Consider the following 14158-nt stretch of genomic DNA (forward strand, 5'->3'; position numbering starts at 1 on the left):
ATAAGAATGATTATGTTATCGCATTACTACACACAGAAAGAGATTTCAAATGAAAACTTACTACAAAGCCATTAACTGGAATGCCATCGAAGATGTCATTGACAAATCAACCTGGGAAAAGCTGACTGAGCAGTTCTGGCTTGATACGCGTATCCCTTTGTCAAATGACCTAGACGACTGGAGAAAGCTTTCTAATAAGGAAAAAGACCTTGTTGGTAAAGTTTTTGGAGGTTTGACCCTTCTTGATACCATGCAATCAGAAACTGGTGTTCAAGCCCTTCGTGCTGATATTCGTACGCCTCACGAGGAAGCTGTTTTTAACAATATCCAATTTATGGAATCTGTTCATGCTAAGTCATACTCTTCTATCTTCTCAACCTTAAATACCAAGTCTGAAATTGAAGAAATTTTTGAATGGACTAATACCAATCCATATCTTCAGAAAAAAGCTGAAATTATCAATGAAATCTACCTAAACGGAACTCCTCTTGAAAAGAAAGTAGCGAGTGTCTTCCTTGAAACCTTCCTTTTCTACTCTGGTTTCTTCACACCACTCTACTATCTTGGAAACAACAAGTTGGCCAACGTGGCAGAAATTATCAAATTGATTATTCGTGATGAATCAGTTCATGGAACCTACATCGGCTACAAATTCCAACTTGGTTTCAACGAATTACCTGAAGATGAGCAAGAAAAACTCAAAGAATGGATGTACGACCTTCTCTATACTCTTTATGAGAATGAAGAAGGCTACACAGAGAGCCTCTATGACGAAGTCGGATGGACTGAAGAGGTTAAAACCTTCCTTCGCTACAATGCTAATAAGGCTCTTATGAACTTGGGGCAAGATCCTCTCTTCCCTGATTCAGCTGACGATGTCAACCCTATCGTTATGAACGGGATTTCAACTGGTACATCCAACCACGACTTCTTCTCTCAAGTTGGTAATGGCTATCTACTTGGTGAAGTTGAAGCTATGCAGGATGATGACTATAACTATGGACTAAATTAATACCTAACCTAAAAAAACATCTAAGTTTAATTTGTACTGATCCCAAAAAGTTAGACAATTAATTTAAGCAAAGGATTTAGTTCTGTATTGTACAGGACTAAGTCCTTTTAGTTTTACCTTAATTCGTTTGTTGTTGTAGTAATCAATATAGTCTACAATAGCTTGTTCCAAGTGCTCAAGTGACTGAAACGTATTCTCATAACCATAAAACATTTCAGTCTTAAGAATGCCAAAGAAAGATTCCATCATACCGTTATCTGGGCTATTCCCCTTACGTGACATAGATGGTTGGATTCCCTTATTCTTTAAAAAATGATGATAAAAATCGTGTTGGTATTGCCATCCTTGGTCACTATGGAGAATCGTATTCTCATAGTACTTCTCTGTGAAGGCCTGGTTTAACATAGCTTCCACTTGTTCTAAGTTTGGTGAAGTTGAAAGATTATAGGCGATAATTTCGCTATTAAAGCCATCTAAAACTGGTGATAAGTAGAGTTTTTGACTGCTTGCTGGAATGGCAAATTCTGTCACATCTGTGTAGCACTTTTCCATTGGTTTGGCGGCTTCAAATTGGCGTTGAATAAGGTTATCTGCTTTCTTACCAACGTCTCCTTTATGAGAAGAATATTTTCGTTTCTGTCGCATTTTAGCTTGTAAATTGAGTACTTTCATCAAGCGTTGAACTCTTTTATGATTTACCAGATAACCACGATTTCTTAGTTCTAAATGAATCCGACGATAACCATAATTTCCCTTATGTTCGATAAAAATGGATTGAATTTCAGCTTTAAGCTCTTGGTCCTTATCTGGTTTGTCTAGCTGTTTCAAGTGATAGTAGTAGGTCGAACGAGCTAGTTTAATGGCTTTTAGAAGAATATCTAACGAAAACTCAGTCATTAATTCTTGAACAATTTCTGTCTTTCTTCTTTCTCTTTTTCCTCCTTCAATCGGAGTTCTCTCAACTTTTTTAGGATGGCATTCTCCGCTCTCAGGTACTCATTTTCTGCTTGAAGACGTTCTAATTCTGTCCTCTCTTCAGGTCTCGTTTTTAGCTTATGTCCCATTTTAGGTATTCTCCCTCTTGTTTTCTCAACAATAGTATACCCGTTTTTCTTGTATTGTGCTAGCCAATTAAGAAGTATCGTACGACTTGGGAGGCCGTATTCAAGTGAAACTCTATCTTTAGTCCAGCCTTCATGTAAGACTTTATTAATCATTTCTTGTTTTAAATCAGGAGAATAGTAACGATTTTTTCCTTTTTTGACGAACTCTATTCCGTAACGATCAATCAATTTAATCATGTACCTAATATTAGAATTGTTGATCCCAAATTTATTTGAAAGCTTCTCTAAGCTATATCCTTGTTTTCTAAGTTCATAGATCTGAACTTTATCATCATAAGTTAATTTCATAATAAAAATACCCCAAAAGTTAGATTTTTATGTCTAACTTTTGGGGTGCAGTTCAATTACAAACCAGATGTTTTTTTTTGTTTATTTTTGTTTTCTTTAAGTTGCTTAGCTGTTTAAAATATGATAAAATAATATTAGATTTGGGGGTGGTTCAATGCTGAAGCAAGAAAAATTAGATACTATTTTAGAAATTGTTAATACAAAAGGAACTATCACTGTTAAAGAGATTATGAATCGCCTTGATATTTCCGATATGACAGCTAGACGATATTTACAAGAGTTAGCGGATAAGGATTTACTGGTTCGAGTTCATGGAGGAGCTGAAAAACTTCGAACAGGTTCCTTATTAAATAATGAGCGTTCTAACGTTGAAAAACAAGGGCTACAAACAGCAGAAAAACAAGAAATTGCTCGCTTTGCAGGTCACTTAGTTGAAGAAAGAGAAACTATTTTCATTGGTCCAGGTACCACATTAGAATTCTTTGCGCGTGAGCTTCCTATCGATAACATTCGTGTTGTTACCAATAGTTTGCCTGTATTTCTTATTCTAAACGAGCGTAAGCTAACTGATCTCATTCTAATCGGTGGTAATTATCGTTCAATTACAGGAGCTTTTGTCGGTACTCTCACTCTTCAAGATATCGCTAGTTTGCAATTTTCAAAAGCCTTCGTTAGTTGTAATGGTATCAAGGATCAAGCTATCGCTACTTTTAGTGAAGACGAAGGTGAAGCGCAGAAATTAGCACTTGAAAACGCCAACAAAAAATATCTCCTAGCTGACCATAGCAAATTTGATAAATTTGATTTCTTCACATTTTACAATATCTCAGATATCGACACCATTATAACGGATTCAAAATTAAGTGACCAAACACTCCAATCACTGTCTAAACAAACTAAAATTATCAAGTCAAAACCTTAAACTCTACAACTAGTCATAGAATTTAGTAGCTACTACTAATTCCATGGCTAGTTTTTTATTTTATATTAAGCGTGCAATCTAAAATATTTCAATTATTTTTCAAATCTATGATTTCTGTATTTTTAATTTAATAGATTCCTCGAATCTGTCTTTTTATATTCCATTTCACGAAGTCATCCTTTTTAGTTTATTATAACAGTTACTTGTATTTTCTATCATTTCCCCTACTTTTTTGATATAATAAATTTAGAATGATTCTTCAAAGGAGGCATCTATGCGTTTTAATCAATTCAGTTACTATCCTGTAAGCCAGCAACAAGCTTTACGGGAATTATCCAGCCTTGGATTCAAGCTTGACCAATCAAATTCTGATAAAGAACTGTTTGAAGCTTTTGTTAGAACTTGCTTTTTCAATTACAAAAATACGGATTATCCCCTCTCAACTTTAGCGGTTGATAAAGAAACTGATCTGCTCACTTTCTTCAACTCTGATCGTGAATTAACTGCAGAAATTTTCTATACTGTTGCCTTTCAGTTGCTTGGTTTCAGCTACTTAACGGACTTTGAAGATGGTCTTGTTTTTCACAAAGAAACGGCATTCCCAATTGTATACGGAGATTTGATTGACAATCTCTATCAACTCCTTAACACGCGCACTAAAAAGGGAAATACCTTGATCGATCAATTGGTTAGCGATGGTCTTATCCCTGAGAACAATGATTACCACTACTTCAATGGTAAGAGCTTGGCAACCTTCTCTGCAAACAATGCTATTCGGGAAGTTGTTTATGTGGAAAGTCGAGTTGATTCTGATAATGATGGACTGCCAGATCTTATCAAGGTAAACATTATTCGTCCATCTTACCACGGCAAAATTCCAGCTGTTATGACGGCAAGTCCTTACCATCAAGGAACCAATGATAAAGCAAGCGATAAAGCTCTTTACAAAATGGAAGTTGAGCTAGAAGTCAAGGAACCGCATGAAATTTCTCTAGAAAAACCAACATTAGACTTGGTTGAACCAGTTGGCCAAGCAGAACTCGTTCCAGAAGCTGAAGAAAAACTGACTCATATCAATAGCAGCTACACACTTAACGACTACTTCCTTCCAAGAGGATTTGCAAATATCTACGTATCTGGTCTTGGAACCAAGGATTCTCAAGGTCAAATGACCAACGGAGATTACCGCCAAGTTGAAGCCTATAAAAATGTTATTGATTGGCTCAATGGTCGTTGTCGTGCCTTCACAGACCACAGTCGTAAACGTCAGGTCAAGGCTGACTGGTCAAATGGAAAAGTTGCCACTACTGGTCTTTCTTATCTAGGAACAATGTCTAATGGTCTTGCAACTACAGGAGTTGATGGTTTAGAAGTCATTATTGCTGAAGCCGGTATTTCTTCTTGGTACAACTATTATCGAGAAAATGGTCTGGTAACAAGCCCTGGTGGCTATCCAGGGGAGGACTTCGATTCATTAGATGAATTAACTTATTCTCGTAATCTCTTAGCTGGTGACTATATTCGTGGAAACGAAGCTCATAAAGAGTCTATAGAAGAACTCAAGAAAAATCTAGACCGTAAAACTGGAGATTATAACCAATTCTGGCATGACAGAAACTACCTACTTAATGCTGAAAAAGTTAAGGCTGAAGTTGTCTTTACCCACGGTTCGCAAGACTGGAATGTCAAACCACTTCACGTCTATCAAATGTTTAATGCTCTTCCAAGTCATATTAATAAACACCTCTTTTATCATAACGGGGCCCATGTTTATATGAACAACTGGCAGTCTATTGATTTCCGTGAATCCATGAATGCTCTTTTGACACAGAAATTATTGGGGCATGAAACTGATTACCGACTTCCAAGAATCGTTTGGCAAGACAATACAGCTCCTCAAACATGGATGACTCTTGAAGATTTTGGAAATCAAACTGACCACAAAACTTTCACATTAGGTACTGAAGAAGCTGTCATTCAAAACCACTATGAAGACTCTGATTTTGAACGATTTGGAAAAACTTACCAAACCTTTAATAATGAACTCTATCAAGGGAAAGTCAATCAAGTTACGATTGACCTGCCAGTGACAGAAGAACTTCATCTCAATGGGCGTGTTAAACTAAACCTCCGTCTCAAATCAAGTACAAACAAAGGCTTACTATCTGCCCAACTTCTCGAACTTGGTCAAAAGAAATACCTACAACCGTATCCAGGAGTCTTGTCTGCTCGTACGATTGATAATGGTCGTTACCACATGCTGGAAAATCTTTGCGAGCTACCGTTTAGCCCAAATGCACAGCGCGTTATCACCAAAGGCTATCTCAATCTTCAAAATCGTCATGATTTACTGAAAATTGAGGAAGTTAAGCCTGATGAATGGATGGAATTTCAATTTGAACTCCAACCAACTATTTACAAACTAAAAGAAGGCGATACAGTACGTCTCGTTCTTTACACAACAGACTTTGAGATTACTGTACGTGACAATACAGACTATCACTTGACTGTCGACCTTGAACAGTCCAATCTTGAGATACCTTTTCAAAGGGAGGTAACTGTAGATGAACAAAGCCGAGCAAAGACACCAGCTCATCCGAGCCTTAATCACTAAACAAAAAATTCATACCCAAACTGAATTACAAGAACTACTGATTGAAAACGGAGTACAGGTCACACAAGCAACACTTTCAAGAGACATTAACCTGATGAATCTTTCTAAGATTCGTGAAGGTGAACACTCCTATTATTCAATCAACACTGACTCTACATCCAAGTGGGAAAAACGGCTAGAAGTCTATATGGAGGAAGCACTCTACATGATGCAACCCGTCCAACACCAGGTTGTTATCAAAACCTATCCAGGTTTGGCACAATCCTTCGGATCTATCTTGGACGCCCTAAACTTCCCTGAAATAGTGGCTACTATCTGTGGAAATGATGTCTGTTTGGTTATCTGCGAGGATAAGGAACAAGCTCAATCTTGCTTTGAACGCCTCAAACAATTTGCACCACCTCTATTTTTTGATCGGTAACAAAAACCCGTGATGACTATCATCACGGGATTATTTTATGATTTGCTATTTTCAGCTTGCTTTTTAGTTCTTGCTAGTCTCAAAGCACGATTTGGATTGAGGCGATTAAACAGTTCTTCTAACTTCTTCTCATTCCAGACGTCTGCTGCAGAAACAAAATTTCCATCAGCATCTCGGAAAGATATCGGTTTATCTCCCATAGCTATCTCCTAGTCTACAAACTCAAATTCAAACTTACCGATACGAACCAGATCTCCATCCTTGGCACCACGGGCACGGAGAGCTTCATCAACTCCCATACCGCGCAACTGACGAGCAAACTTCATGACAGACTCATCACGATCAAAGTTAGTCATGTTAAAGAGTTTAATGAGTTTTTCACCTGAAAGTACCCAAGTTGCATCGTCATCACGACTAATTTCAAATGGTTTTTCTTCTTCGTCAAAGCCATAATAAACTTCTTCTTCCATTTCTGACTCATCATAAAGAAGGAATTCTGGTGTCTTATCAAGAAGCTCGGCTGTTGCATCAAGTAAAGGTGCAAGACCTTGCTTAGTCAAACCTGAGATTGGGAAGATGGCTGGTAAGTCCTCGAACTCATCATAGTTAGCTGCCAATTTTTTCTTGAATTCTTCAAGGTTTTCCTGACTTTCTGGCATATCCATCTTATTAGCAACAATGATTTGGGGACGCTCCATTAGACGAAGGTTGTAAGATTCCAACTCTTTGTTAATAGCTAGATAATCTTCGTAAGGATCGCGACCTTCACTGGCTGACATATCGATGATGTGAAGGATAACGCGAGTACGCTCAATATGGCGAAGGAATTGAGTTCCCAAGCCCACACCTTGACTTGCTCCTTCAATCAAACCAGGAAGGTCTGCCACTGCAAAGGACTCACCTGATTGGGTACGGACCATACCAAGATTTGGAACGATTGTTGTAAAGTGATAGGCACCAATTTTAGGTTTTGCAGAGGTAATTACGCTGAGCAAAGTTGATTTTCCAACTGAAGGGAATCCAACCAAACCAACATCAGCAAGAATTTTAAGTTCTAACTGTAATTCGCGCTCCTGACCAGGTTCTCCATTCTCAGAGATCTCTGGCGCAGGATTTTTGGGTGTCGCAAAACGGATATTTCCACGGCCACCTCGACCACCGTGAGCAACGATAAACTCTTGGCCGTGCTCAATCAAGTCAGTGATAACTTTTCCAGTTTCTGCATCACGTACAGTTGTACCTTGAGGCACTCGAACAATCAAGTCCTCTGCTCCTCTACCATGCATTCCTTTGGTCATCCCTTTTTCACCCGATTGGGCTTTGAAATGACGATTGTAACGGAAGTCCATTAGGGTACGTAAACCTTCATCTACAACAAAGACAACGTTACCACCACGACCTCCATCACCCCCCCAGGGTCCACCGTTAGGGACGTATTTTTCACGGCGAAAGGCAACCATCCCATCGCCACCATTTCCAGCCTTGACCTTGATCTTGGCTGTATCTAAAAACATACTCATATTCTTTTCTCACTCTAAAAAGGGCTGGGAAATCCCAGTCACCAACTATTACTACTTGCTAGAAAATCTAGCATTTTAAAATCTGCTAAATACACCAATGGCTGTAGCAAAGATACCTGCTAAGGTTACAAACAACATAATCAAAACGACGAATAGTGTCAATTTCTCAAAAAATGTTTTTTTACGTTTTCCATTATCACCAAATGCCATTATTTTCTCCTTTTCTATAATTCCCTATTTTTAATATTCTTCCGAAACTGGAGCAATTGCCCATAAAATTAAGTAAGCAATCAGTCCACTACCATAACAAAAAGCTAGAACTCCCCAGATTACACGTACAATCGTAGGATCAATATCAAAATAATTAGCTAGACCAGCGCATACTCCACCGATTTTTTGATCTCGACTACTTCTCATAAATTTCTTTTTCATTTCTTCATTTCCTTTCTTCGATGATCTTAGTCATTCCAATAATCTCTCAAATCATTCAACTGTTTCTTAGATGCCTTTAACATTCGTTTAGAACTTTTGACTGGAACTGAAACTGCCTGTTGTGGTATATAAAATACTGTCTTTAAAATACGTTTCGTAACAGGTTCATCTGCAGTCAATTCTTTTTCAAAATTGTTTGAGATGATAGCATCCAAATAAAACTCATGGACTCTCTTAGCAAAATTCTCAGCTGAAATTTCATACAATTTATCAGCCAAAAGGTTTTCATCCATGTCAGGCGTAGCAATAAGAGCCTCTAAAATAGCACCTGATAGATCACGCTCTTCATAATAAAGAGTTCCAAACATCTTATCGCTAATCAAATTATCTAGATAAGGATTTCCATGAGCTATTACCGGAGTCTTACTTGCAAGACTTTCAAGATAGGTCAAGCCTTGCGTCTCACTAGTTGAAGCTGAAATGAAGAAGTCAGCAGCCTTATAGTAAAGTGCGGTCTCACTTGGGGCAATCATCCCTGTAAAAATAACAGAATCTTGAATCTGTAAATCTGCTGCTTGCTCCTTGAGATTTTCCAGAAAAGGACCATCTCCAGCTACGACTAATTTAACATTTTGCTCTTCTTTTAGAACATCTGGAAATGCTGCCAGAACGGCTTGAATGTTCTTCTCGTAAGAAACACGTGAAAGACTAAGAAGCATCTTTTCATCTTCCTTAATACCTAGTTTAACCCGTAAGTCTGCGATATGTTCTGGTCCAATCTCTGGTCGTTCAAACTTGGCTAGCTCAATCCCTGTAGGAATAACACGCTTTTCAACTTTTACCTTATAATCTGATAAAAGGTCTCGCACAATTTCACTCGGACAAATCACACCATCAACATCATGAAGGAAGCCTCTCACAAGATACCTGACCATACCAGGACGAATCAACATCCCCTTAGCGATATAGTGGACATAATCCTCGTACTGGGTATGATAGGTATGAATGACTGGAATCTTCAACTCACGCGCTATCCAAATCCCTAATAAACCAAGAGAAAACTCAGTCTGCGTATGAATAATATCCAGCTTGTATTGTTTTGCTATCTCAAGAGCTTTCGTAAATCCACGATAGGCGAAACGACGATCTTTAAAGGCAAAGAAAGGAACACTAGGGATGCGAATAATCTGCCAGTCTTCATAACGATTAACATCCTTGTCTGTTGTTGTAAAGATAAAGACGGCATGTCCTTGCTTTTCAAGTTCTGTTTTTAAGGTTCGAATACTGGTCGCAACACCCGAGACCTGCGGGAAATAAGTATCTGTAAATAATCCAATTCGCATATACTACCTCATTTTTTTCCTAAAGCTGCTTGCTCCCGATAGAATTTTAGCCAGATCTCAAGAAGATGCTCTTCTGAATATTCTCTTGAAATGGCCTTAGCCTTTTCTTTTAATTCTTTTAGTTCTTCTGGATGCTCCCGATATTCCAAGATAGCCTCTTTCATCTCTTCTACATCACTTGTTGGTCTGTAATTTCCTTCGAGAATGACCTTGTAAAGATCTAGATCACGAAGCATAATGGGTGCTTCACAACTCGCAGCTTCTAGAATAGTCATTGGAAAGAGCTCGTTATAACTTGGAAGCAAGAAAAGATCAGCCAAGGCATAGAGTTCTCTCATCCGTTCTGGATCAACAATCCCTGGGAAAATTAGATTTTCTGGAGGATTATCCATAATCTTTTTATAGCGTTCATATCCATCGGTTATTCCCCCAAAAGAGAAGCCACCAGCCCAAATAAAAGTGATATCAGGTAATTCCTCAGCTAGAGTGATAAAGTCATCTATTCCTTTACGCTTCTGAACCTGACCTGCACCAACGACTACAAACTGATTCTCATCAATCCCCATATCTTTACGAAGTTGTACAACTTGCTCTATAGGAAGTGGATGCCATTTTTCTTTGTTGACAAAGTTAGGAATATAGGTCACTTTTTCACGTGGAATTCCAGCAGCAACCAAATCCTCAATGAAGGTAGGATTGACCACAACCAGATGCTCCATACGGTCATAAAAAGAAAATACATAGCGTTTGACAATCCCCTTTAAGAAGAATGGAATCTTCAAACTACCTTCCAAGGTATCCGGTAAGAAGTGAACATAGCCAATCTTACGTCCAGAACGTTTTTTCTGAAAGGTAGAGAGGTAATAAGGAAAATCAATCGTATGAAAATGAGTAACATCCGCTTCGATTGGAAGATTTTCTGTTACGATCAGTTGGTCTTTCGCATCTCGTTTTAAAAGCTGCACCAGTTCACGATAAGCGCCAGACACACCTTGGCCTGCCACTTTTTCACTTGAACTTAGCATGTTGATGCGTAATTTCTCTTTTTCCATAGTAACCATTATACCATTTTCTTCAAATAAAATCAGCAAATAAAAAGAGAGATAGCATAAAAGCTGGGAATTCCTGGCGTCTACACTATTTCTCTTTTCATAATATACTTACTTGATACCTAAAGCGATACGAGCGTAACGACTCATTTTTTCAACTGTCCAAGCTGGATACCATACTAATTTGACTTCAACGTTAGTAACTTCTGGAACATCTGTCATAGCATCATAGATTTGGTCAGTTAAAAGATCTGCCAAGGGACAACCCATGGTTGTCAAGGTCATATCAATTTCAGTCTCACCTGTATCGCCATCAAAACGAATCTCGTAGATCAAGCCTAGATTGACAATATCAATCCCCAATTCAGGGTCAATCACTTCTTCTAGTGCTGTCAAAATACGTGTTTTGATATTTTCGATTTGTTCTTCTGTGTAAGCCATCTTCACTCTCCCTCAACTTAATCTTCAATGAAATCACGAAGTGGTTTGCTTCGACTTGGCTGGCGAAGTTTTCTCAAAGCTTTTGCCTCAATCTGACGGATACGCTCACGAGTCACGTTGAAGACTTTACCAACATCTTCCAAGGTACGCATTTTCCCATCATCAAGACCAAAACGGAGACGCAAGACATTTTCTTCACGATCTGTAAGAGTATCCAAGACTTCATCCAACTGCTCACGCAAGACGATACGAGTTGTGTAGTCCACTGGATTTTCAATCACTTCATCCTCGATAAAATCACCAAGGTGGCTGTCGTCCTCTTCACCGATAGGTGTTTCTAGAGAAACTGGCTCTTGAGCAATCTTGAGAATTTCACGAACCTTGTCAGGTGTCATATCCATGCGTTCAGCGATTTGTTCAGGAGTTGGATCTTGTCCCAACTCTTGAAGAAGATTACGTTGTTCACGAACAAGCTTGTTAATTGTTTCCACCATGTGAACTGGGATACGGATGGTACGAGCTTGGTCAGCAATTGCACGAGTAATGGCTTGACGAATCCACCAAGTCGCATAAGTTGAGAATTTGAACCCTTTAGAGTAGTCAAATTTATCAACGGCCTTCATCAAGCCCATGTTTCCTTCTTGGATCAAGTCAAGGAACTGCATTCCACGTCCAACATAACGTTTAGCGATAGATACTACCAAACGAAGGTTCGCTTCTGCAAGGCGTTGTTTAGCTTCGATATCACCCGCTTCAACAGCAAGAGCCAATTCTTTTTCCTCTTCATTTGTAAGCAGAGGAACAACCCCGATTTCCTTCAAGTACATACGGACAGGGTCATTGACCTTAGCAGAGGTTGAACCGATCAAATCTTCATCAGTCAACTCTGGTTCTTCCTCAGTGCTCAAAACACGCGCACTTGGATTTCCTTCGTTGTCCGTAATTGAGATACCAGCATCTTGAATGCGTTGCAAAAGATTCTCAATACCTTCCACGTCTAAAGTGAAGGGAATTACTAGGGCGTTATTGATTTCGTCATCTGTTGCTGTACCAGTTTTTTTATGATTGCGAATAAATTCCGCTACTTGGACGTCAAAGGTTGTTACTTCTTTTTGTTTTGTTGCCATTCTTACTCCATTCTTCTTTTTTGGGCAATTAAGCGTTCTAGCTCTTCTAATGCGGTGTCTGTATCACCGACATGGCTAGCTTCCTGAACTTTCTTTTTAATTTGCAGATTTTCCTGATTCAAAAGAGCTCTTTTTCGAGACTCTTCCACTTCAGCTAACTCGTGAGGGGACATCTCAGGTGGCAAATCTAAGGCTAGGACTTGATACCAAGCACTCTCCACTTCTCTGGTCTGATGAGCCAAATCCTCAGATGAGATACTTCCATTATCAATCAAGAGTCCATACAAGGTCTGAAACTCTGGAGTTTCAAAAATAAAGTCATCTCTTAAGCGGTAGTCATTGAGCACCAAGGGATGTTCCATCATTCGATAGAGGATATGGGCCTCTGCTCTCATCACTGCTGTCAGTTGCTTTGTGACAGACATGGTGACAGGACTAGGACTATAGGTCTCCTTGACCTTCTCCTTTCTCTGTCTGACACGACTTTCATTGACAATATGTTCGACTTGCTGATAGTCAAAAGATGGCAAGTGATCCGTCAAAATGTGAATGTAGGAATTCTGAGCTGTGATAGAGGGTTCCTTGGCGATTAAGGGAGCAATTTTCTCTATAAATTCAATCTGAGCTTGTAGATTTTCACTGTTTTCCGGTCTAAAATGATGAATGTAAAACTCAACAGGACTAATGCGTGTATTGGTTAAGAGATAAGCCAAGTCTTGAGGAGAGTTTTTCTGCAAATATTCATCCGGATCCATCGCGTCAGGAATCTGGACTACTTGGACAGGTAAATCTTTAAGTTCATCCAAGGCCTTAGCTGTGGCAGCTTGCCCAGCCTTATCTCCGTCATAGGTAACGATCACTTTTTTGGTAAAACGTTTCAGATGCTCCACATGTTCACTCGTCAGTGCCGTACCCATAGAAGCGACTGCATTTTCAATACCAGCACAATAAGCCGCAATGACATCCATAAACCCTTCCATCAGGTAGATTTCAGGAGCCTTGCCCGATCCTTTTTTTACCCTCTCCAAATGATATAATTCGTAACTTTTGTTAAAAATTGCCGTCGCTCGACTATTTTTATACTTTCCAGTTTGAGAATCAGTCTCTTGCCATACACGACCAGAAAAGGCAATCACCTTTCCTTGATCATTTGAAAGAGGAAACATAATGCGATTATGAAAGGTATCAAAAAATTGGTTACTCTCAGATAGATAAAACAAACCCGAATCCAGCAAGTCCTTCTCACTATAATCATCTGCTAAACGCTGATATAGATAAGAGCGTTCTGCTGGAGCTAAACCAATCATAAAATGCTTGAGAACATCATCTGTTAAGCCACGTTTATAGAGATAGTTTCTCGCCTCCTCACCCATCTTCGTCGTCATGAGAATGGCATGATAAAAACGAGCAGCTTTCTCATGCATATCATAGAGATTTTGATGGGGAGACCTAGGCTGTACAGAACTTTGAACAGGGGCTGCCATCTGAATCCCAAGCCTCTCAGCTAATATCCTCACCGCATCCGCAAAAGTTACTTGCTGATACTCCTCGATAAACTTAAAAACATCTCCAGAACGTCCACAACCAAAACAGTGGTAAAACTGCTTATCCTCGACCACGTTAAAGGAAGGGGTCTTTTCACCATGAAAAGGACAGAGCCCTAAAAAGTTCCGTCCAGATTTTTGTAAAGAAATCACTTCTCCTATGATTTCGACAATATTGGTATTGTTTTTGATCTCTTCGATGAGTCTCTTGTCAACCATAGACAATACCTCCATTTTATCACAGTTTACTCTAACTAGTATAGCTTATTTCTGAAAAAAAGTAAACCATTTCATACACTTTACATGAGACTATTTCATAAG

General features: G+C 39.0%; 14 protein-coding genes. 4 read left to right on the plus strand and 10 right to left on the minus strand.

The window, feature by feature from the left end:
• Positions 1-49 precede the first annotated feature (49 nt).
• Complete coding sequence (nrdF, locus tag RRU92_RS07605) at positions 50-1012, plus strand: class 1b ribonucleoside-diphosphate reductase subunit beta (RefSeq protein ID WP_049526102.1); 963 nt, start codon at positions 50-52, stop codon at positions 1010-1012.
• Between the two features lie 63 nt (positions 1013-1075).
• On the opposite strand, the gene RRU92_RS07610 is transcribed toward nrdF, so the two are convergent.
• A protein-coding gene (locus tag RRU92_RS07610; protein WP_315639202.1) for an IS3 family transposase occupies positions 1076-2424 on the minus strand; the annotation gives its coding sequence in 2 pieces (ribosomal slippage) (positions 1076-1974 and positions 1974-2424; 1350 coding nt in all).
• Positions 2425-2578: 154 nt separating this feature from the next.
• On the opposite strand from RRU92_RS07610, the gene RRU92_RS07615 reads away from it, so the two are divergent.
• From RRU92_RS07615 to RRU92_RS07625, 3 genes are all read left to right on the plus strand, one after another.
• Positions 2579-3346, plus strand: coding sequence for a DeoR/GlpR family DNA-binding transcription regulator (locus RRU92_RS07615; RefSeq protein ID WP_311522327.1), 768 nt, complete (start codon positions 2579-2581; stop codon positions 3344-3346).
• 274 nt (positions 3347-3620) lie between these two features.
• Positions 3621-5960 carry a Xaa-Pro dipeptidyl-peptidase gene (locus RRU92_RS07620; protein ID WP_315639203.1) on the plus strand — a complete coding sequence of 780 codons (2340 nt, stop codon included), beginning with the start codon at positions 3621-3623 and terminating at the stop codon, positions 5958-5960.
• Positions 5911-6381 (plus strand): arginine repressor, encoded by a 471-nt coding sequence (locus RRU92_RS07625; RefSeq protein WP_075231622.1) that lies wholly within the window; start codon positions 5911-5913, stop codon positions 6379-6381. Before RRU92_RS07620 ends, RRU92_RS07625 begins: the two co-directional genes overlap by 50 nt.
• A 35-nt stretch (positions 6382-6416) precedes the next feature.
• On the opposite strand, the gene RRU92_RS07630 is transcribed toward RRU92_RS07625, so the two are convergent.
• From RRU92_RS07630 to dnaG, 9 genes are all read right to left on the minus strand, one after another.
• The gene (locus RRU92_RS07630; RefSeq protein ID WP_000502583.1) at positions 6417-6581 is read right to left on the minus strand and encodes a hypothetical protein; all 165 of its coding nucleotides are present in this window, start codon (positions 6579-6581) and stop codon (positions 6417-6419) included.
• 9 nt (positions 6582-6590) lie between these two features.
• Complete coding sequence (gene obgE / locus RRU92_RS07635) at positions 6591-7901, minus strand: GTPase ObgE (protein WP_315639204.1); 1311 nt, start codon at positions 7899-7901, stop codon at positions 6591-6593.
• A 75-nt stretch (positions 7902-7976) separates the two neighbouring features.
• Entirely contained in the window at positions 7977-8111 is a 135-nt protein-coding gene (locus tag RRU92_RS07640; RefSeq protein WP_049548929.1) for a DUF4044 domain-containing protein, read from the minus strand.
• Between the two features lie 30 nt (positions 8112-8141).
• The gene (locus RRU92_RS07645) at positions 8142-8333 is read right to left on the minus strand and encodes a PspC domain-containing protein (RefSeq protein ID WP_075229473.1); all 192 of its coding nucleotides are present in this window, start codon (positions 8331-8333) and stop codon (positions 8142-8144) included.
• Positions 8334-8359: 26 nt separating this feature from the next.
• Positions 8360-9676: a glycosyltransferase family 4 protein gene (locus RRU92_RS07650; protein ID WP_315639205.1), complete on the minus strand. Its 1317-nt coding sequence runs from the start codon at positions 9674-9676 to the stop codon at positions 8360-8362.
• Between the two features lie 8 nt (positions 9677-9684).
• Positions 9685-10737 carry a glycosyltransferase family 4 protein gene (locus RRU92_RS07655; RefSeq protein WP_315639206.1) on the minus strand — a complete coding sequence of 351 codons (1053 nt, stop codon included), beginning with the start codon at positions 10735-10737 and terminating at the stop codon, positions 9685-9687.
• 99 nt (positions 10738-10836) lie between these two features.
• A complete protein-coding gene (locus RRU92_RS07660; RefSeq protein ID WP_000331926.1) occupies positions 10837-11166 on the minus strand; it encodes a metal-sulfur cluster assembly factor in 330 nt (109 codons plus the stop codon).
• Positions 11167-11183: 17 nt separating this feature from the next.
• The gene (rpoD, locus tag RRU92_RS07665; RefSeq protein ID WP_000201894.1) at positions 11184-12293 is read right to left on the minus strand and encodes an RNA polymerase sigma factor RpoD; all 1110 of its coding nucleotides are present in this window, start codon (positions 12291-12293) and stop codon (positions 11184-11186) included.
• A gap of 2 nt (positions 12294-12295) precedes the next feature.
• The gene (gene dnaG / locus RRU92_RS07670) at positions 12296-14056 is read right to left on the minus strand and encodes a DNA primase (protein WP_315639207.1); all 1761 of its coding nucleotides are present in this window, start codon (positions 14054-14056) and stop codon (positions 12296-12298) included.
• Positions 14057-14158: the final 102 nt, after the last annotated feature.

This window comes from Streptococcus sp. DTU_2020_1001019_1_SI_AUS_MUR_006 (assembly GCF_032340315.1).
Taxonomy (GTDB): domain Bacteria; phylum Bacillota; class Bacilli; order Lactobacillales; family Streptococcaceae; genus Streptococcus.

Bases quoted from the DNA above. Each gene is read 5' to 3' on its own strand.
- nrdF (WP_049526102.1), top strand. From the start codon at position 50: ATGAAAACTTACTACAAAGCCATTAACTGGAATGCCATCGAAGATGTC.
- RRU92_RS07615 (WP_311522327.1), top strand. From the start codon at position 2,579: ATGCTGAAGCAAGAAAAATTAGATACTATTTTAGAAATTGTTAATACA.
- RRU92_RS07620 (WP_315639203.1), top strand. From the start codon at position 3,621: ATGCGTTTTAATCAATTCAGTTACTATCCTGTAAGCCAGCAACAAGCT.
- RRU92_RS07625 (WP_075231622.1), top strand. From the start codon at position 5,911: ATGAACAAAGCCGAGCAAAGACACCAGCTCATCCGAGCCTTAATCACT.
- RRU92_RS07630 (WP_000502583.1), bottom strand. From the start codon at position 6,581: ATGGGAGATAAACCGATATCTTTCCGAGATGCTGATGGAAATTTTGTT.
- obgE (WP_315639204.1), bottom strand. From the start codon at position 7,901: ATGAGTATGTTTTTAGATACAGCCAAGATCAAGGTCAAGGCTGGAAAT.
- RRU92_RS07640 (WP_049548929.1), bottom strand. From the start codon at position 8,111: ATGGCATTTGGTGATAATGGAAAACGTAAAAAAACATTTTTTGAGAAA.
- RRU92_RS07645 (WP_075229473.1), bottom strand. From the start codon at position 8,333: ATGAAAAAGAAATTTATGAGAAGTAGTCGAGATCAAAAAATCGGTGGA.
- RRU92_RS07650 (WP_315639205.1), bottom strand. From the start codon at position 9,676: ATGCGAATTGGATTATTTACAGATACTTATTTCCCGCAGGTCTCGGGT.
- RRU92_RS07655 (WP_315639206.1), bottom strand. From the start codon at position 10,737: ATGGTTACTATGGAAAAAGAGAAATTACGCATCAACATGCTAAGTTCA.
- RRU92_RS07660 (WP_000331926.1), bottom strand. From the start codon at position 11,166: ATGGCTTACACAGAAGAACAAATCGAAAATATCAAAACACGTATTTTG.
- rpoD (WP_000201894.1), bottom strand. From the start codon at position 12,293: ATGGCAACAAAACAAAAAGAAGTAACAACCTTTGACGTCCAAGTAGCG.
- dnaG (WP_315639207.1), bottom strand. From the start codon at position 14,056: ATGGTTGACAAGAGACTCATCGAAGAGATCAAAAACAATACCAATATT.